The organism is Oryzisolibacter sp. LB2S, from assembly GCF_040732315.1.
Classification (GTDB): Bacteria; Pseudomonadota; Gammaproteobacteria; order Burkholderiales; family Burkholderiaceae_C; genus Alicycliphilus; species Alicycliphilus soli.
In genome coordinates, this window is record NZ_CP160388.1 from 2691119 (window position 1) to 2709716 (window position 18598).

Annotated in this window: 10 protein-coding genes and 1 pseudogene; 5 read left to right on the top strand and 6 right to left on the bottom strand. The window is 70.4% G+C overall.

The annotated features are described in order from the left end of the window. Positions 1-145: 145 nt before the first annotated feature. From ABUE11_RS12795 to ABUE11_RS12810, 4 genes and pseudogenes are all read right to left on the bottom strand, one after another. A complete protein-coding gene (locus tag ABUE11_RS12795) occupies positions 146-1585 on the bottom strand; it encodes an efflux transporter outer membrane subunit (RefSeq protein ID WP_367065625.1) in 1440 nt (479 codons plus the stop codon). Next, complete coding sequence (locus tag ABUE11_RS12800) at positions 1582-4710, bottom strand: efflux RND transporter permease subunit (protein WP_367065626.1); 3129 nt, start codon at positions 4708-4710, stop codon at positions 1582-1584. The genes ABUE11_RS12795 and ABUE11_RS12800 overlap by 4 nt, the downstream gene beginning before the upstream one ends. A 732-nt stretch (positions 4711-5442) precedes the next feature. Next, a complete protein-coding gene (locus ABUE11_RS12805) occupies positions 5443-8565 on the bottom strand; it encodes a multidrug efflux RND transporter permease subunit (protein WP_367065627.1) in 3123 nt (1040 codons plus the stop codon). An 84-nt stretch (positions 8566-8649) separates the two neighbouring features. Further along, positions 8650-9765, bottom strand: a pseudogene (locus ABUE11_RS12810) (efflux RND transporter periplasmic adaptor subunit); the annotation flags it as partial. 148 nt (positions 9766-9913) lie between these two features. Between ABUE11_RS12810 and ABUE11_RS12815 the strand changes: the two are divergent. Beyond that, positions 9914-10726, top strand: a complete 813-nt coding sequence (locus ABUE11_RS12815) for an alpha/beta hydrolase (RefSeq protein WP_367065628.1) — start codon at positions 9914-9916, stop codon at positions 10724-10726. A gap of 6 nt (positions 10727-10732) precedes the next feature. Here ABUE11_RS12815 and ABUE11_RS12820 read toward each other — a convergent pair whose 3' ends face one another. After that, positions 10733-11557, bottom strand: coding sequence for an undecaprenyl-diphosphate phosphatase (locus ABUE11_RS12820; RefSeq protein WP_367065629.1), 825 nt, complete (start codon positions 11555-11557; stop codon positions 10733-10735). 85 nt (positions 11558-11642) lie between these two features. Here ABUE11_RS12820 and ABUE11_RS12825 point away from each other — a divergent pair, with 85 nt between their 5' ends. Then, on the top strand, positions 11643-12929 hold the full coding sequence (locus tag ABUE11_RS12825) for an MFS transporter (RefSeq protein ID WP_367065631.1): 1287 nt from the start codon (positions 11643-11645) through the stop codon (positions 12927-12929). Between the two features lie 71 nt (positions 12930-13000). Here the strand turns inward: ABUE11_RS12825 and ABUE11_RS12830 are convergent, their stop codons facing one another. Further along, complete coding sequence (locus tag ABUE11_RS12830; protein ID WP_367065632.1) at positions 13001-13429, bottom strand: Hsp20/alpha crystallin family protein; 429 nt, start codon at positions 13427-13429, stop codon at positions 13001-13003. Between the two features lie 170 nt (positions 13430-13599). Between ABUE11_RS12830 and ABUE11_RS12835 the strand changes: the two genes are divergently transcribed. The 3 genes from ABUE11_RS12835 to ABUE11_RS12845 are packed head-to-tail and all read left to right on the top strand — an operon-like array spanning position 13600 to position 18410. After that, a complete protein-coding gene (locus tag ABUE11_RS12835) occupies positions 13600-16209 on the top strand; it encodes an FtsX-like permease family protein (RefSeq protein WP_367065633.1) in 2610 nt (869 codons plus the stop codon). An 18-nt stretch (positions 16210-16227) separates the two neighbouring features. After that, positions 16228-17307, top strand: a complete 1080-nt coding sequence (locus ABUE11_RS12840; RefSeq protein WP_367065634.1) for a PLP-dependent cysteine synthase family protein — start codon at positions 16228-16230, stop codon at positions 17305-17307. Next, the gene (locus ABUE11_RS12845; RefSeq protein WP_367065635.1) at positions 17304-18410 is read left to right on the top strand and encodes a carotenoid 1,2-hydratase; all 1107 of its coding nucleotides are present in this window, start codon (positions 17304-17306) and stop codon (positions 18408-18410) included. The genes ABUE11_RS12840 and ABUE11_RS12845 overlap by 4 nt, the downstream gene beginning before the upstream one ends. The last annotated feature ends 188 nt before the right edge of the window (positions 18411-18598 follow it).

An 18598-nucleotide genomic window follows, 5' to 3' on the forward strand; every position in this document is an offset into this window, starting at 1 on the left:
CCGCCTTCGCGGGGATGACGAGCCCCCTCGGCGCCCATGGCCGAGCCGCCGCAATGCCCCTGGGTCCCCGCCTTGGCGCGGATGACGAACCTGCATGCCGTGGTCATGCACATCAACAGCCTTCACGACCTGCGCCGGTTCTGCATCACACCTCGCCCCCATCCCAGCCCCCCGCCAGGTTCTTGAGCAGCGTGCTGGTCGCCAGCAGGCGGCGGTTCTTCACGCCGATCAGGCCGCTCTGGGCGCTCATCACCGCGGTCTGCGCCGTGAGCACGTTGAGGTAGCCCACGGTGCCGGCCTTGTACTGGTTGTTGATGACAACCAGCGCCTTTTGCGCGGCGGCCAGGGCCTCGGCCTGCACCTGCTGCTGCTCGGCCAGGGTGCTTGCGGCGACGAGGTTGTCCTCGACCTCCTGCAGCGCCGTGAGCACGCTCTGGCGGTAGCCGGCCGTCGCCAGATCGAGCGCGGCGCGTGCCGAATCCACGGCCGCCGCGCGCGCGCCGCCGTCGATCAGCGTGGCGGCCAGCGCCGGGCCCAGCGACCAGAACAAATGCGGCGCGCTGATCAGGCCCGCGAGCTGCGTGCCGCGGTAGCCCGCCGCCGCCGACAGCGTGAGCGCCGGGAAGTAGGCCGCGCGGGCCACGCCCAGATCGGCGTTGGCGGCGGCCACGCGCAGCTGGGCGGCGGCGATGTCGGGGCGGCGCTGCAAGAGGCGCGCGGGCAGCTCGGCCGGCACCAGCGGCGGCGCGGGCAGCGCGCCCGTCGCCGGCAGGTCCAGGGCCGCGGGCGCCACGCCGATCAGGGCCGCGAGCGCATGCTCCTGCTGCGCGCGCGTGGCGCCCGCCTCCAGCCACTGGGCCTGGGCGCTCTTGTACTGGGCCTCGGCCTGGGCCACGTCGGCGCTCGATGCGACGCCGGCGCGCTGGCGGTTGCGTGTGAGCTGCCAGCTCTGCTCGTAGGCCGCCAGAGTTTCCTGCAGCAGCCGCTGCTGGGCCTCGGCCGTGCGCAGCGCGAAGTAGCTCTGGGCGAGCTGCGCCTGCAGCGACAGGCGCGCGGCCGCCAGGTCGGCGGCGCTGGCCTGGGCGTCGGCGCTGGCGGCGTCCACCGCGGCGGACAGGCGCCCCCACAGGTCCAGCTCCCAGCTTGCGTTCAGGCCGATCTGGTCGCTGGTGCTGGTAATGGCTCCGCTCCCCGCGGCGCCGCTGCGCGCGCGCTGGGCGCTGGCGCCCACACCCAGCGTGGGCGACAGGCCCGCACGGCTGCCCGCGAGCGCGGCCTGGGCCGCGCGCCAGCGCGCCACGGCCTGGGCGATGCCGGGGTTGCCGGCCTCGGCCCGCTGCTGCAGGCGGTCGAGCGTGGCGTCGCCAAACAGCGTCCACCACGAGGCGCCAACGACCACGGCGCCGGCCGCAGCAGGCTGCACCGGCTGCGGCACCGGCTGCCATATGCCCTGGGCCGCGGCCTGGGCCGTGGCCTGTTTGAAGCCCGCGGGCAGGTCCATGGCCGGCGGCTCGTGGGGCGGCGCGCTGGCGCAGCCGGCCAGCGCCAGAGCTGCCCCAACAAACATCAGTTTTGATAGCTTCATGCGCTTGTCCCGTCTGCGCTGGTGGCCTTTTTGACCATGATTGTCCAGAGATGCCCGCCGCCCGCGCGCAGGCGCCGGCGCAGGCGGTCGAGCTGCACATAGACCACGGGCGTGGTGTAGAGCGTGAGCAGCTGGCTCACCAGCAGCCCACCGACGATGGCAATGCCCAGCGGCCGGCGCAGCTCGGCCCCTATGCCCTGGCCCAGGGCCAGCGGCAGCGCACCCATGATGGCGGCCAGGCTGGTCATGAGGATGGGGCGCAGGCGCAGGTCGCAGGCGCGGTAGATGGCCTGGGCGGGCGTGGCATGGCCGGCCTTTTCGCGAGCGAGCGCGAAGTCGATCATCATGATGGCGTTCTTCTTCACGATGCCTATGAGCAGGATCACGCCGATGAAGGCGATGAGCGAGAACTCGGTCCTGAACAGCATCAGCGCGAGCAGCGCACCCACGCCGGCCGAGGGCAGCGTAGACAGGATGGTCATCGGGTGCACCAGGTCTTCGTAGAGCATGCCCAGCACCAGGTAGATGCTCACGATGGCCGCGAGGATCAGAAGCGGCTGACCCGCCAGCGACTGCTGAAACGCCCCGGCCGTGCCGCTGAAGCTGCCGCGCACCGACACCGGCACGCCCAGTTGCGCCACGGCGGCGCGTATGGCGTCGTTGGCCTGCGACAGCGACACGCCCTGGGCCAGGCCGTAGCTGATGGTGCTGGCGGGCGTGCCGGCCTGGTGGTTCACGGCCAGCGGCGTGTTGCTGGTGGTGATGCGCGCGAACGCCGTGAGCGGCACGGGCTCGCCGCTCGCGTTCACGAAGAAGAAGCCGCGCAGCGTCTCGGGGCTTTGCAGAAAGCGCGGCGCGGCCTCCATGACCACGCGGTACTGGTTCAGCGGGTTGTAGATCACGCCCACCTGGCGCTGGCCGAAGGCGTCGTTCAGCGTGGCGTCCACCTGCGCCACGGACAGGCCCAGGCGCTTGATCGCGTCGCGGTCGAGCACCAGCGTGGTCTGCTCGCCAAAGTCCTGCACGTCGCTGTTCACGTCCTCGAGCTCGGGCAGCTGGCTCATGGCCCGGCGTATGCGCGGCTCCCACTGGCGCAGTTCCTCCACGCCGTCGGCCTGCAGCGTGTAGTCGAACGAGGCCATGCTCTGGCGCCCGCCGATGCGCACGTCCGACTGCTTCATCATGAACAGGCGCGCGCCCGGCTCGTCCTTGAGCTTGTCGCGCAGGCGCTGTATCACCTCGTCGGACGAGGCCTTGCGCTCGGAGAGCGGCTTGAGCGTCATGAACATGCTCGCCGCGTTGATCTGCCAGCCCCCCGTGTAGCCTGTGACGTACTCCACCGCGGGGTCCTGCTGCACGATGGCCAGAAAGCGCTTGATGCGCTGCTCCATCGCCTGGTAGGAGCTGGCCTGGTCCGCGCGGATGAAGCCCATGATGCGGCCCGTGTCCTGCTCGGGCATGAAGCCCTTGTCGATGCTGCGGTACAGATGCACGTTGAGCGCCACCACGCCGGCCAGCGCCAGCAGCACCAGCGGCTGGTGGCGCAGCCCCCAGGCCAGGCTGCGGCGGTAGGCGCGCTGGCTGGCGCGCTCGAGCCGGCCCAGCCAGGCGGCCACGCGCGCCCAGGGGCCGGGCCGCGGCGCGGGCGCCGTGCGCAGCAGGTGGGCGCACATCATGGGCGTGGTGGTGAGCGACACCACCATGGAGACCAGGATGGCGGCCGACATGACCACGGCGAACTCGCGAAAGAAGCGCCCGACGATGCCGCCCATGAACAGAATCGGCACGAACACGGCGACGAGCGACAGGCTCATGGAGACCACGGTGAAGCCGATCTCGCGCGCGCCCTCGAGCGCCGCCTGCAGCGCGCTCTTGCCGCGCTCCATGTGGCGCAGGATGTTCTCGAGCACCACGATGGCGTCGTCCACCACAAACCCCGTGGCCACGGTGAGCGCCATCAGCGAGAGGTTGTCCAGCGTGTAGCCCGCCAGGTACATCACGCCGAAGGTGCCGGCCAGCGACGCCGGCACGGCCACGGCCGGCACGAGCGCCGCGCGCCCGTTGCGCAGGAACAAAAACACCACCAGGATCACCAGCGCCACGGCGATGAGCAGCGCGCGCTCGACCTCCTGCACCGAGGCACGCAGCGTGGGCGTGCGGTCGGACACCACGGTCAGGTCGATGGCCGCGGGGATCGATGCCTTGAGCTGCGGCAGCAGCGCGCGCACCTTGTCCACGGCCTCGAGGATGTTGGCGCCGGGTTGCTTGAACACCTGCAGCAGGATGGCCGGCTGGCCGTTGGCGACGCCGTAGTTGCGCACGTCCTGCACGGAGTCGAGCACCTCGGCGACGTCCGACAGGCGCACGGCCTGGCCGTTGTTCCAGCGCAGCACCAGCGGCGCGTACTCGGCGGCCGTGCGCGCCTGGTCGTTGGCGGCGATCTGCCAGTAATGGTCCTCGCGCTCGACGGCGCCCAGCGGGCGGTTGGCGTTGTTGGCCGTGATCGCCTGGCGCACCTGCTCGAGCGCGATGCCGTTGGCCGCCAGGCGCAGCGGGTCCAGTTCCACACGCACCGCGGGCAGCGCGCCGCCGCTCACGGCCGCCTGGCCCACGCCCTCGACCTGGGAGAGCTTTTGCGCGAGCACGGTGGAGGCCGCGTCATACATCTGGCCGCGCGTGAGGCTGTCCGACGTGAGCGCCAGGATCATGATGGGCGCGTCCGCCGGGTTGATCTTGCGGTAGGTGGGGTTGCTGGGCATGCCCGTGGGCAGCAGCGTGCGCGCCGCGTTGAGCGCGGCCTGCACGTCGCGCGCCGCGCCGTCCACGCTGCGCGAGAGGTCGAACTGCAGCGTGATGCGCGTACTGCCCAGCGTGGAGCGCGAGGTGATCTCGTTGACGCCGGCAATCGCGCCGAGCGAGCGCTCGAGCGGCGTGGCCACCGTGGCGGCCATGGTGTCGGGGCTGGCGCCAGGCAGGTTGGCGGTGACGGAAATGGTCGGGTAGTCCACCTGCGGCAGCGGCGCCACGGGCAGCAGAAAGAACGACACCACGCCGGCCAGCACCAGGCCGAGGGTGAGCAGCATCGTGCCTATGGGGCGGTGGATGAAGGGGGTGGAGGGGCTCATGTTGTTGCCCCTTCGGTTTTGTGCCTTGGCTGTGAGTTTGTGCGTTGTCGGCCGGGATATGCGCCCGGCGGCGCACTCACTTTCTTTTGCTTCGCCAAAAGAAAGTAAGCAAAGAAAAGGCGACCCCAAGTCTGCGACCCCTTCGCTGCGCTACGGGGCAAACCTGTGCCGGGGCACTTGCGGGGTGTGCCGCAGAACTCGCTGCGCGCTGACGCGCTCCGCTCAGACAACCGCGGCAAGTCAGACCACGAAGCATGCGCGCTCCGACGCGCATGCCACCCCGCAAGCGCCCCGCCACAGGCGCAGCCCAAGGGGGGTGAACAGCCCGAGTCGGGCCATCGCTGCGCTCGGCCTGGTATTGCGCGGCGCAGAGCGCCTACGCCCCGCGGGGCCGAGCGCAGCGATGGCCCGTGTCGCGGGTTCCCTTCTGGCCGTGCCGAGGAGCGCAGCGCATGGGGTGTGCATGGGCGTCGAAGCGCCCATGCTTCGTGGTCTGACTTGCCGCATTTGTTTGAACGGAGCGCCGCGGGCGCGCAGTGAGTTATGCGGCACACCCCATGCGCGAGCACCGCAGGTTGCCCGTAGCGAAGCGAAGGGACACGGACAGCAGGGTCGCCTTTTCTTTGCTTACTTTCTTTTGGCGAAGCAAAAGAAAGTGAGTGCGCCGCCGGGCGCACATCCCGGCCAGCCACCTCAAAAAGAGTAGCTACCCACGCCCACCCACAACCGGCTTCAGGCATTTTTCACCCCAGCCCCCAAACCACGCCCACGCCACCGCTGCGCCCACCCCTCAAAGGTCAGATAAATCACCGGCGTGGTGAACAGCGTGAGCAGCTGGCTCAGGATCAGCCCGCCGACCATGGTCACGCCCAGCGGGTGGCGCAGCTCGCTGCCCACGCCCTGGCCCAGCATCAGCGGAAGGGCACCCAGCAGCGCCGCCAGCGTGGTCATGAGGATGGGCCGAAAGCGCAGCAGGCAGGCCTGGAAGATCGCCTCCTGCGCGGGCAGGCCGTCCTTGCGCTGCGCATCGAGTGCGAAGTCGATCATCATGATGGCGTTCTTCTTCACGATGCCGATCAAGAGCACGATGCCGATGACGGCGATGATGTCGATCTCCAGCCCCGCCAGCCACAGCGCCAGCAGCGCCCCCACCCCCGCCGACGGCAGCGTGGACAGGATGGTGACCGGGTGGATGGTGCTCTCGTAGAGCACGCCGAGCACGATGTACATCGTCACCACCGCGGCCAGGATGAGCAGCAGCGTGTTGGTGAGCGATGCCTGAAAGGCCAGCGCCGCGCCCTGGAACTCCATGTCCACCGAGATCGGCATCTGCCCCTCTGCCCGCAGCGCATCGCGCGCCGCCTCGATGGCCTTGACGGCCTCTCCCAGCGACACGCCCGGCGCGGTGTTGAACGAGATCGTGCTCGCCGGCAGCTGGCCCACATGGTGCACGGCCAGAGCCATGCTGCGCTCCTCGACGCGGGCGAGTGACGACAGCGGCACCGGCACGCCGGCCGTGGACGGCACGTAGATGGCGGCCAGCGCCTCGGGCCCGAGGCGGAACTGCGGCGCCACCTCCAGCACCACGCGGTACTGGTTGGACTGCGTGAAGATGGTGGAGATGAGCCGCTGGCCGAAGGCGTTGTAGAGCGCCTGGTCTATGGCCGCCACGCTCACGCCCAGGCGGCTGGCCTGGGCGCGGTCGATCTGCACATAGGCCTGGCGGCCCTGGTCCTGCTGGTCGCCAGCCACGTCCAGCAGCCCCGGCGCGGCGCGCAGCCGCGCCAGCAACGCCTGGCCGCTCCTGGCGAGCTGCGCGGCGTCGGGCGAGGACAGCAACAGCTGGTACTGCGTGCGCGCCACGCGGTCCTCTATGGTCAGGTCCTGCACCGGCTGCAGGTACAGCTGCATGCCGGGCAGGCGGGCCGTGTCGTCGCTCAGGCGGCGCAGCACCACGGCCAGGGCGTCGCGCTCGCCATGGGGCTTGAGGTCGATCTGCATGCGCCCGGTGTTGAGCGTGGTGTTGCTGCCATCGACGCCGATGAACGAGGACACGCTCTTGACCGCCGGGTCGCGCAGGATGCGCTCGGCCATCTGCCGCTGGCGCTCGGCCATGGCGGCAAACGAAATGCCCTGGTCGGCCACCGTGGTGGCCTGTAGCGTGCCCGTGTCCTGCACCGGGAAAAAGCCCTTGGGCAGCACCACATAGAGCAGCACCGTGAGCGCCAGCGTGGCCAGGAACGCGGCCCACACCCATGCCCTGTGCGCGAGCACCACGGCCAGCGCCCGGCCATAGAGCGCAATGGTGCGCTCCCAGAAGCGCCCCGTGGCCCGGTAGAGGCGGCCGTGCCCGTCCTCGGGCGTGCGGCGCAGCAGGCGCGCGCACAGCATGGGCGTGAAGGTCAGCGAGATCACGGCCGAGATCAGTATCGCCACCGCCATGGTGATGGCGAACTCGTGGAACAGCCGCCCCACCACGTCGCCCATGAACAGGAGCGGAATCAGCACCGCGATCAGCGAGATGGTCAGCGAGATGATGGTGAAGCCGATTTGCTGGGCGCCCTTGAGCGCCGCCGCCAGCGGCGCCTCGCCCTGCTCCACATAGCGGGCAATATTCTCGATCATCACGATGGCGTCATCGACCACGAAGCCGGTGGCGATGGTGAGCGCCATCAGCGTCAGGTTGTTGATCGAAAAGCCCGCCAGATACATCACGCCAAAGCTGCCGATGAGCGACAGCGGCACCGCCAGGCTGGGGATCAGCGTGGCCGTGCCGCTCCTGAGGAACACGAAGATCACCGCCACCACCAGGGCCACGGCCAGCAGCAGCTCGGCCTGCATGTCGCGCACCGAGGCGCGTATGGTGACCGTGCGGTCCGTGAGCACCTGCACGTCCAGCCCCGCGGGCAGGGTCTCCTGCAGCTGGGGCAGCAGCGCCTTGACGCGGTCCACGGTGGCGATCACGTTGGCGCCGGGCTGGCGCTTGATGTTGAGGATCACGCCGGCCTTGGCGCCCTGGCCGGGCATGCCGGCCCAGGCAGCGAGGCGCGTGTTCTCGGCGTCGTCCACGGTGTCGGCCACGTCCGCCAGGCGCACCGGGCGGCCGGCGCGATAGGCGACGATCAGGTCGCGGTATTCCTGCGCCGACTGCAGCTGGTCGTTGGCATCGATGGTGGTGGCGCGCAGCGGCCCGTCGAAGCCGCCCTTGGGCTGCCTGACGTTGGCCGCGGCGATGGCGCCGCGCAGATCCTCCAGCGCCAACCCCACCGAGGCCAGCGCCTGCGGATTGGCCTGTATGCGCACGGCCGGCCGGCGCCCGCCGGCGATCGCCACCAGGCCCACGCCCTGGACCTGCGAGAGCCTGGGCGCGAGGCGGTTCTCCACCAGGTCGTTGACGCGTATCACCGGCAGGCTGGGCGAGGTGATGGCCAGCGTGAGAATGGGCGCGTCCGCCGGGTTCACCTTGCTGTAGAGCGGCGGCATGGGCAGGTCGGACGGCAGCAGGTTGGCCCCGGCGTTGATGGCCGCCTGCACCTGCTGCTCGGCCACGTCGAGCGGCATGTCGAGCGCAAAGCGCAGCGTGATCACCGAGGCCCCGCCCGAGCTCGTCGAGGACATCTGCGCCAGCCCCGGCATCTGGCCGAGCTGGCGCTCGAGCGGCGCGGTGACGCTGGAGGTCATCACATCGGGGCTGGCGCCGGGGTAGAGCGTGGTCACCTGGATCGTGGGGTAGTCCACCTCGGGCAGGGCCGAGACCGGCAGCAGCCGCCAGGCCAGCAGGCCCGCGATCAGAATCGCCACCATCAAGAGCGAGGTGGCGACCGGGCGCAGGATGAAGAGGCGCGACAGGTTCATGGCTTCGCGGCGTTCGATGTCGGCGCGCCGTCGCCCTCAGCGCGCGCCGGCGGGCCTTGCGGCCGCGGGGGCCGGCGTCGCCTGCGCGTCTATGACCAGCACCTTGGCGCCCTCGCGCAGGCGGTCCAGCCCGTCGGTGACGACGCGCGCGCCCTCGGGCAGGTCGCCCTCCACGCTCACGCGCTCGCCATCGACCACGCCCACGCGCAGGCGCCGCTGCGTCACCGTGTCGTCGTCCTGCACCAGGTAGACATAGCCGTTCTGCACGGCCGCCGTGGGCACGGTGAGCACGGCGGGCAGCAGATCCACCTGCAGCCGCACGTTGACGAACTGGTTGGGAAACAGCTGGCCATCGGCATTGGCAAACGCGGCCTTGACCTTGAGCGTGTCGGTCGTGGGGTCGATTGCGTTATCCAGCGCGCCCAGGCGCCCGCGCGCCAGGATGCGGGTCTGCTCGCGGTCCCAGAGCTCCACGGGCAGCTCCGTGCCCCGTGCCTGGCGCTCGCGGATGCGGGCCAGCTGCGCCTGGGGCACGGCAAACACGGCGTCGATGGGGCGCAGCTGGGTGATGGTGACGATGCCGTTGGCGTCGCCGGGGTTGACCACATTGCCCAGGTCGGCCTGGCGCAGGCCCAGGCGCCCGGCGATGGGCGCGACGATGCGCGTGTAGGACAGCTGCAGGCGCGCGGCGTCCACCTGCGCCTGGTCGGCCGCCACCGTGCCCTCGTACTGGCGCACCAGGGCCGCCTGGGTGTCCACCTGCTGGCTCGCGATCGAGTCCTGCGCCAGCAGCTCTTGATAGCGCTGCAGGTCGAGCCGCGCGTTTCTGAGCAGGGCCTGGTCGCGCAGCAGCGTGCCGCGCGTCTGGTCGAACGTGGCCTGGTAGCCGCGCGGGTCGATCTCGGCCAGCAGCTGGCCGGCGCGCACCTCGTCGCCCTCCTTGAAATGCAGGGCCTTGAGCTCGCCGCTGACCTTGGCACGCACCACGGCCGTGGCGCGCGATTGCAGCGTGCCTATGGCGCCGACGAGCACGCGCATGTCGCGCCGCTCCACGCGCCCCACCGACACGGGCTGCGCGGACGGCCCTTGCGCGCCCTGGCCCAGCTCTTGCCCGGCCTTCTCGCGTGCCTGAAACCACCATGCGCCACCCAGCGCCAGCAGGGCCACGGCCACAACGGCCAGCGCCGCCCCCACACGCATGCGCCCCGCGCAGGACAATCCATGAGGGGCTGGGAAACGCTTGGGGGTAGACACGGGGGGCTTCTCCAGTTCAGAGACCAAAGATGATAGCGGCCCGCGCCGCCATGGCGGGCGCGAAAGGGTTCGGGCCCATGAGAAGATCGACGCCATGGCACGCATCATCTTTTCCCACGCCAACAGCTTTCCCGCCGGCACCTACCGCGTGCTGTTCGACGCGCTGCGCGAGCGCGGCTTCACGCTTGGCGCCGTGGAGCGCTTCGGCCACGACGCGCGCTACCCCGTCTCCAACAACTGGCCGCATCTGGTGCAGCAACTGGCGGACTTCGCCGCCGAGGAGCAGCAGCGCACGGGCGAGCAGGCCTTCCTCGTGGGCCATTCACTCGGCGGATTCCTGAGCGTGATGGCGGCCGCGCGCCACCCCGAGCTCGCGCGCGGCGTGCTGCTCATCGACTCACCGCTGATCGGCGGCTGGCGCGCCGGCGCCCTGAGCATGGCCAAGCAGGCACAGGTGGTGGGCGCGGTGTCGCCCGGGCGCATCAGCCGCGCGCGCAGAAACAGCTGGGACAGCACGGAGGAGGCGCTGGAGCATTTCCGGCGCAAGAAGGCGTTTGCGCGCTGGGACGCGCGCGTGTTGCGCGACTATGTGACCCATGGCCTGGAGGATCAGGACGGCAGGCGCGTGCTGCGCTTTGACCGCGCCGTCGAGACCCAGATCTACAACACCCTGCCGCACAACCTGGGGCGGCTGCTGCAGGCACACCCGCTGCGCTGCCCGGCGGCCTTCATCGGCGGGCGCGACTCGGTGGAGATGCGCCATGTGGGCATGGCCATGACGCGGCGCATCACCCAGGGGCGCGTGATGATGCTCGACGGCAGCCATTTGTTTCCCATGGAGCAGCCCCTGGCGACGGCCGCGGCGATCGAGGCGGCGCTGCTCAACCTGGAGCGGCTCACCGCCTGATGCCCGTCACTCGGCCCAGGTCACCATGCCCGTCCAGGCCGTGGCCAGCACCACCAGCCCGAACACGATGCGGTAATAGGCAAACGGCGTGAAGCTGTGTGTGCTGATGTAGCGCAGCAGCCAGCGCACGCACAGCCAGGCGCTGATGAACGAGAACACCAGGCCCACGGCGAACAGGGGCACATCATCTGCAGACAGCAGAGCGCGCTCCTTGTACAGGCTGTAGGCGCCCGCGCCGATCAGCGTGGGAATGGCCAGGAAGAAGGAATAGTCCGTCGCCGCCTTGCGCGACAGGCCCAACAGCATGCCGCCGATGATGGTGGCGCCGCTTCGGCTCGTGCCCGGGATCATGGCCAGGCATTGCACGAGACCGACCTTCAAGGCATCGACTGGGCCCATGTCGTCAACCGACTGGATGCGCACCGTGCCCTGCTGGCGCCGCTCCGCCCACAGGATGATGAAGCCGCCGATGATGAAGGTGGACGCCACCACCGTGGGCGTGAACAGATGCGCCTTGATGGCCTTGCCCAGCAGCAGGCCCAGCAGCACGGCCGGGAAGAAGCCGATCAGCACATTGAGCGCAAAGCGCTGCGCCTGGCGCTGGCTGGGCAGAGCAACCAGCGTGGCGCGGATCTTCTGCCAGTACACCAGGATCACCGCGAAGATCGCGCCCGTCTGGATCGCGATGTCGAACACCTTGGCCTTGGCGTCGTCAAAACCCAGCAGTGACCCCGCCAGGATCAGGTGGCCCGTGGAGGAGATGGGAAGAAATTCGGTCAGCCCTTCGACCACGCCCATGATGGCGGCCTTGAGCAGCAAGAGAGTGTCCACGCAATAGTCCTGACAACAAACAAACCGCGCATTATCGTTTGCGCGGTGGCACGCGAGTGCCGCGCCCGGTGTAGGCTTGCCACCCATGCCCAACACCAGCCACAGCCCGTTCTCTCCCCCCGCCACCCATGACCCCATGTCGCCCCGCCTGGCCCTGCTGATGCTGGTGGCGCTGACCTCGGGGTTTGCGCTGAGTTCGGCCTTTCGCACCGTCGCTGCCATCCTGGCCGCGCCGCTGCAGGCGGACTTCGGGCTCTCGCCCCAGGCGCTGGGGCTGTTTGCTGCCACTTTTCACTTCACCTTTGGCGCCATGCAGTTGTTCATGGGCATAGGCATAGACCTGTACGGCGTGCGTCGCACCATCCTGGTGGCGTTTCCGCTGTGCATCGCGGGCGCGCTGCTGTCGGCCATGGCGCCGGGCTTTGGCCTCTTGGTGCTGGGGCAGGCGCTGATCGGCGTGGGCTGCGCGCCGGCCTTTCTGGTGTGCACGGTGTTCATCGCGCGACATTTCCCGGCCCAGCGCTTTGCCGCCATGTCGGGCATGGCCATGGCGCTGGGCACGCTGGGCATGCTGTTCACGGGCACGCCGCTGGCCTGGGTGGTCGAGCAGTCGTCATGGCGCATGGGCTTTGCCGTGCTCGCGCTGCTGGCCCTGCTGGCATGGCTTTGGATATGGCGCAGCGTGCATGAGCCGGCCACCACCGCCGCGAGCGATGCACCGCGCGAATCGGTGCGCGAGGCCGTGCAGCGCTTTGCCGCGCTGTTCCTGCTGCCGCACACCTGGGGCATCGTCGTGCTCGGCGCGGTCAGCTATGCGGCTCTGATCTCGCTGCGCGGGCTGTGGCTCGGTCCCATGCTGATCGAGCGCCATGGCTTTTCGCTGGTGCAAAGCGGCAACGTGGCGCTGGCGCTGTCGGTGGTGGCCCTGGTCGGGCCCATGGTGTTCGGCCGCCTGGACCCGGGGCCGGTGACGCGGCGGCGCTGGATCGTCGCCTGCACCCTGCTGCTGGCCTTGCACTTCGGCGCCATGGCCCTGTGGAACTCGGCATGGCTGGACGTGGTCTGCATGCTGCTCATCGGCCTGCTGTCGGGCTTCATCGTGCTGCAGTATGCGGATGTGCGCGCCGCCTATCCGGCGGCCCTCACGGGCCGTGCCATGGCGGTGTTCACCATGGCCATGTTTCTCGGCGTGGCCGCCATGCAGTGGGTCACGGGACTGATCGCGCTGCTGGCCATGGACGCTGCCCTGAGCGATCCGTTCGCGGCCGTGATGGCGGGCATTGCGGCGCTGCTCGCGCTCGCGGCCCTGGGGTTTGGCCTGCTGCCGCAGCCGCCGCGCGACATGGCCCGATGCGAAGCGTCCATGTCATGACGCCGGCCACGGCTGCGCCGTGAAGGGGATGCGGGCCGTGGCCGCATCCCCAAGGCGATGCTGGTGCGCCCTTACTCGATCGCCAGTCGCTGCGTCTTGTTGCCCTGCTTCTTGGGCAGCGAGAGCACCAGCACGCCGTTGTCATAGCGAGCCTTGGCCTGGGCGGCATCGACCTCCACGGGCAGCTGGAAGCTGCGCGCCACGGAGCCGTAGTAGCGCTCGCTGCGCAGCACCTTCTCGCCCTCTTTCTTCTGGTCGTGCTGGCGCACCTCGGCGCGCAGGCTGACCACATTGCCGTCGATGGAGACGTTGATGTCCTCCTTGGGCACGCCCGGCACCTCGGCATGCACGGTGTAGGCGGCGTCATCCTCCTTCACGTCGATCTTGATCTGCGATGCCTCGGGCAGCGCGTCGCCATGCAGCGGGCGCACGTAGAAACCGGGCGCGAAATCCTTGAAGAAATCGTCGAACAGGCTACCGCGCGTGATCAGTGAACTCATGGTCAAACTCCTTCGTTGATGTGAACCGTTTTCAGGGGGGCCAGGCAGGTCAAGCTTGCCTGTTGCAACCTATATAGGCCCATGCCCCCGTGGTTCAAGAGCCATCGCAGCCCAGGGATTGACATGGCGCAAACCCGGCGCATGGCGGCATGCCGCAGCACAATCGGCGCATGCTGCCCGCCCTGCTCCGCACTTTCTCCTGGACCGCGCTGCGCCGCCATCCCTGGCGCAGCACGGCCGCCGTGGCCGCCGTGATGCTGGGCGTGGCGCTGGGCTTTGCCGTGCATGTGATCAATGCCTCGGCGCTGGCCGAGTTCAGCCAGGCCGTGCGATCGGTGCAGGGCCGGCCCGACCTGGAGCTGCGCGCGGCACGCGGCGCGCTGCCCGAATCGCTCTACGGCCTGGTCGCGGCCCAGCCGCAAGTGGAGCTCGCGAGCCCCTGGCTCGAGCTGTCTGTGCGCGCCACCACAAAGACCTCCGACGCCTCGCAGCCGGGCGTGGCCCTGCGCCTGCTGGGCGCGGACATGCTGCTGCTGCCCGACATGGCGCCGGACCTGGCCCCGCGCCTGCGCGAGGGCGCCGAACGCCTGGACATGCTGGCACCGGCCACGGTGTTCCTGAACCCGGCCGCGCAGCAGGCGCTCGGGCTGCTGACCATCACCGCCGACACACCGCCGCTCACGCTGCGCGCGGGCCTGGCGACGCACAGCGTGCGCGTGGCCGGCACGGTGGCCGCCAATGGCCCGCCGCTGGCGGTCATGGACATCGGCGCGGCGCAGGACCTCTGGGGCCGCGCGGGCCAGCTCACGCGTCTGGACCTGCGCCTGCGCCCGGGCCACACGCGCGAACAGCTGCAGGCCGCGCTGACCGCCCTGCCCGACTGGCCCGAGGGCGTGCAGTTTGCCGAGCCGCAGGATGCCCTGCAGCGCGTGGACAGCCTGTCGCGCGCCTACCGCGTCAACCTCACGGTCCTGGCGCTCGTGGCGCTGTTCACGGGTGCCTTCCTCGTGTATTCGGTGCTGGCGCTCAGCGTCGCGCAGCGCGCGCCGCAGCTGGCGCTGCTGGCCGTGCTGGGCGCCACGCCGCGCGAGCGGCTGGCGCTGGTGCTGCTCGAATCCTGCGCGCTGGGCCTCGTGGGCAGCGTGGTAGGGGTGGCGCTGGGCACGGCCCTGGCCGCGCTGGCACTGCAGCTGCTGGGCGGCGACCTGGGCGGGGGCTACTTTGCGGGCGTGCAGCCCACGCTGCAATGGAGCCCGGGCGCCGCCCTGCTCTACGCGCTGCTCGGTCTGGCCGCGGCGCTCGCCGGTGGCTGGTGGCCCGCACGCCATGCGCAGCGGCTGCCGCCGGCACAAACCCTCAAGGGGCTGGGCAGCCAGGGCGGAGCCGCCAGTCACGCCTGGATTGGTATTGTTTTGATAGCTGCTGCCGCTTTACTGGCGGGCGTTCCACCCGTAAACGGCATTCCTGTTGCCGCCTATGTGGCGGTGGGCCTGCTGCTCGTGGGCGGCATGGCGCTGCTGCCACCGCTGGTGCAGGCGCTGGTCACGCGCGTGCTGCCGCTGGCGGCGGGCAACGCCCTGGCCCTGCTGGCGCTGGAGCGCGCGCGCCGCATGCGCCAGAGCGCCGCCGTGGCCGTGGGCGGCGTGGTTGCCGCGCTCAGCCTGGCCGTGGCGCTCACGGTGATGGTGAGCAGCTTTCGCGACTCGCTGGTCCAGTGGCTCGACAGCGTGCTGCCCGCGCCGCTGTACCTGCGCGCAGCGGGCGGCGCCGGCGGCATCAGCGGGGACGAGGCCGCCGTCTTTCCGCCCGACTTTGCCGCCCGGCTCGCGCAGCTGCCGGGCATAGCCCGCGTGCAGGCCATGCGCACCAGCAGCCTGCAGCTCGCGCCCGATCGGCCGGCGCTCACGCTGCTGGCGCGCCCCCTGGGCGCCGACCCGGCCCAGGCATTGCCACTGACGGCGCCCGCCCTGCCCGTGCCGCCGGGGCGCGTGGGCCTGTACGTGAGCGAGGCCGTGGTGCAGCTCTATGGCGTGGCCCCGGGTGGGGACTGGTCGGAGTTTTCAAAGGCTTTTGGGGCTCCAGCGCCCGGCGGACGGGCGCTGTCAGCTACGTTTTTCGTAGCAGGCGTGTGGCGCGACTATGTGCGCCAGCATGGCGCGGTCACCATGGACAGTGAGGACTTCGCGCGGTTGACGGGCGACGCACGCGCCAGCGACATCGCGCTGTGGCCCGCGGCGGGCGCAACCGCCGCCCAGCTGCGCGAGCCGCTGCTGGCCCAGGCACGCGCGAGCCTGGGCGATGCGGCGGCCGCCACGCTCGAACTCACCTCGGCCGAGGCCATACGCGCCCGGTCGCTCGCCATCTTCGACCGCAGCTTTGCCGTCACCTACTGGCTGCAGGCCGTGGCCATTGCCATCGGCCTGTTCGGCGTGGCGGCGAGCTTCAGCGCCCAGGTGCTGGCGCGGCGCAAGGAGTTCGGCCTGCTCGCCCATCTGGGCCTGACGCGGCGCCAAATATTGACCGTGGTCGCGGCCGAGGGCGCAGCCTGGACGGCCGTGGGCGCGCTCGCCGGCCTGCTGCTGGGCCTGGCCGTGGCCACTGTGCTGGTGCATGTGGTCAACCCGCAGAGCTTTCACTGGACCATGGACATGTCCCTGCCCTGGCCGCGCCTGGCCGCGCTGGCCACGGCGGTGGTGGCCGTGGGCACGGCAACGGCCTGGATCGCGGGCCGCATGGCAGCGGCGCAGGACGCCATTCTGGCCGTCAAGGAAGACTGGTAGAGGGGCACAATGCGCCCCATGCCGACCCGCAACCACCTCACTCCACACAACAGCAGCGCCTGGCTGCACCAGGCCATAGACCGCATCGAGGCCGACTACCAGCGCAGCGCCGACACGCATTTGATTCCGCTGCCGCTGCCGGCCTTCCAGGCGGCCGGCATAGACCTCTACCTCAAGGACGAATCCACCCACCCCACGGGCAGCCTCAAGCATCGCCTCGCGCGCTCGCTGTTTCTGTACGCGCTGTGCAACGGCTGGGTGCGCGAGGGCTCGACCATCGTCGAGGCCTCGAGCGGCTCCACGGCCGTGAGCGAGGCCTATTTCGCGCGCCTGCTGTGCCTGCCCTTCGTGGCCGTGATGCCGCGCAGCACCTCGGCCGAGAAGATCGCACTCATCGAGTTCTACGGCGGGCGCTGCCACTTCGTGGACAGCGCGGGCGAGGTCTACGACGCGGCGCGCGCCATCGCGCAGGACACGGGCGGCCATTACATGGACCAGTTCACCTACGCCGAGCGTGCGACGGACTGGCGCGGCAACAACAACATCGCCGAGAGCATGTTCACGCAGATGCGGCGCGAGCGCCACCCTATCCCGCGCTGGATCGTGGTCGGCGCCGGGACGGGCGGCACCAGTGCCACCATAGGCCGCTATGTGCGCTACCAGCGCCACGCCACCGGGGTCTGCGTGGCCGACCCGGCCGGCTCGGTGTTCGGTGCCTACCACCGCACGGGCGACGCGACGCTCACGGCGCCGGGCTCGCGCATCGAGGGCATTGGTCGGCCGCGTGTGGAGCCGAGCTTCATCCGCAGCCTGGTCGATCGCATGGAAGAAATTCAGGATCAGGACTCCATCGCCGCCATGCGGCTGCTGTCTGCGCTGCTGGGCCGGCGCGTGGGCCCGTCCACGGGCACGAACTTCGTCGCCATGCTGACGCTTGCGCAGGAGATGCGTGCGCGCGGCGAGCAGGGCTCCATCCTCTCGCTGCTGTGCGACGCGGGCGAGCGCTACCTGCCCACCTACCACGATGCGGCCTGGGTGGAGCGCACCATGGGCGACTGCGGTGCGGCAGAGCAGCGGCTGCAGGCGCTGCTGGCGTGATTGCCCGGCGCGCGCTGCTGGCCCTGGGCGCCACGGGCACGGTCGGCGCGCTGGGCGCCCTGCCCGGCCGCGCATTGGCCCTGCCGGCGCGCACCCTGGTCTTTCCGCAGGACCATGGCAGCCACCCCGGGCTGCGCACCGAGTGGTGGTACATCACCGGCCAGGCGCTGGCCGAGGGGCGCAGCTTTGGCTTTCAGATCACGTTTTTCCGCTCGCGCGTCGACGCCGCCCAGGGCCTGAGGTCGGCGTTCGCGGCGCGCCAGCTCATCTTTGCCCATGCGGCGCTGACCGATGTGGACGGCGCGCGCCAGCTGCACGACCAGCGCATCGCGCGCGCGGGCTTCGGCATTGCCCAGGCGCTGGAGGGCGATTGCGACATTGGCCTGCGCGGCTGGTCGCTGCGGCGCCAGGACGCCCCGGCCCCGGGTGCGAGCCGTTACCAGATCCGCGCCCAGGCCGACGGCTTTGCGCTGAAACTGGACTGCGCCAGCACCCAGCCCGTGCTGCTGCAGGGCGCCGACGGCCTGTCGCGCAAGGGGCCCGATCCAGGCCAGGCCAGCTACTACTACAGCCAGCCGCAGCTGGCCGTGAGCGGCAGCATCGCGCTGGGCGGCCGCACCATGCGCGTGACCGCGGGGCCGGCCAGTCGCGCCTGGATGGACCACGAATGGAGCGAGGCCCTGATGGCGCCCGACGCCGTGGGCTGGGACTGGATAGGCATGAACCTCGCCGATGGCAGCGCGCTCACCGCCTTTCAACTGCGCCGCGCCGATGGCAGCGCGCTGTGGGCAGGCGGCTCATGGCGGCGCGCGGGCGAGGCCAGGGCCCAGTCGTTCGAGCCAGGGCGGGTGCGCTTCACGCCGCAGCGCCACTGGCAAAGCCCGACGAGTGGCACGCTCTACCCCGTGCAATGGCGCGTGGACACGCCCGCGGGCAGTTTTGGCGTGCAGGCGCTGCTCGACGCGCAGGAGCTCGACAGCCGCGGCTCCACGGGCGCGATCTACTGGGAGGGCCTGAGCCTGCTGCGCGATGCGGCGGGGCGCGAGGTCGGGCGCGGCTATCTGGAGATGACGGGCTACGCACAGCGTCTGCGGCTGGGGTGATGCCGCACGGGCGCCATCCCCGGGAAGGCCGGGATACAGCCCCGTGACCTGTTGTCATGGACTGCCCCGTGACGCCGTCTGGATTCCCGGCCTCACGGAAATGACGTGCCGTTTCTGCTCTCGTGCGCTACAAAACCAAACGGCCATGCAGGGCATGGCCGTTGGGCGGTGCATGGTCTGCCCATGCA

Bases quoted from the DNA above. Each gene is read 5' to 3' on its own strand.
- ABUE11_RS12795 (WP_367065625.1), bottom strand. From the start codon at position 1,585: ATGAAGCTATCAAAACTGATGTTTGTTGGGGCAGCTCTGGCGCTGGCC.
- ABUE11_RS12800 (WP_367065626.1), bottom strand. From the start codon at position 4,710: ATGAGCCCCTCCACCCCCTTCATCCACCGCCCCATAGGCACGATGCTG.
- ABUE11_RS12805 (WP_367065627.1), bottom strand. From the start codon at position 8,565: ATGAACCTGTCGCGCCTCTTCATCCTGCGCCCGGTCGCCACCTCGCTC.
- ABUE11_RS12815 (WP_367065628.1), top strand. From the start codon at position 9,914: ATGGCACGCATCATCTTTTCCCACGCCAACAGCTTTCCCGCCGGCACC.
- ABUE11_RS12825 (WP_367065631.1), top strand. From the start codon at position 11,643: ATGCCCAACACCAGCCACAGCCCGTTCTCTCCCCCCGCCACCCATGAC.
- ABUE11_RS12830 (WP_367065632.1), bottom strand. From the start codon at position 13,429: ATGAGTTCACTGATCACGCGCGGTAGCCTGTTCGACGATTTCTTCAAG.
- ABUE11_RS12835 (WP_367065633.1), top strand. From the start codon at position 13,600: ATGCTGCCCGCCCTGCTCCGCACTTTCTCCTGGACCGCGCTGCGCCGC.
- ABUE11_RS12840 (WP_367065634.1), top strand. From the start codon at position 16,228: ATGCCGACCCGCAACCACCTCACTCCACACAACAGCAGCGCCTGGCTG.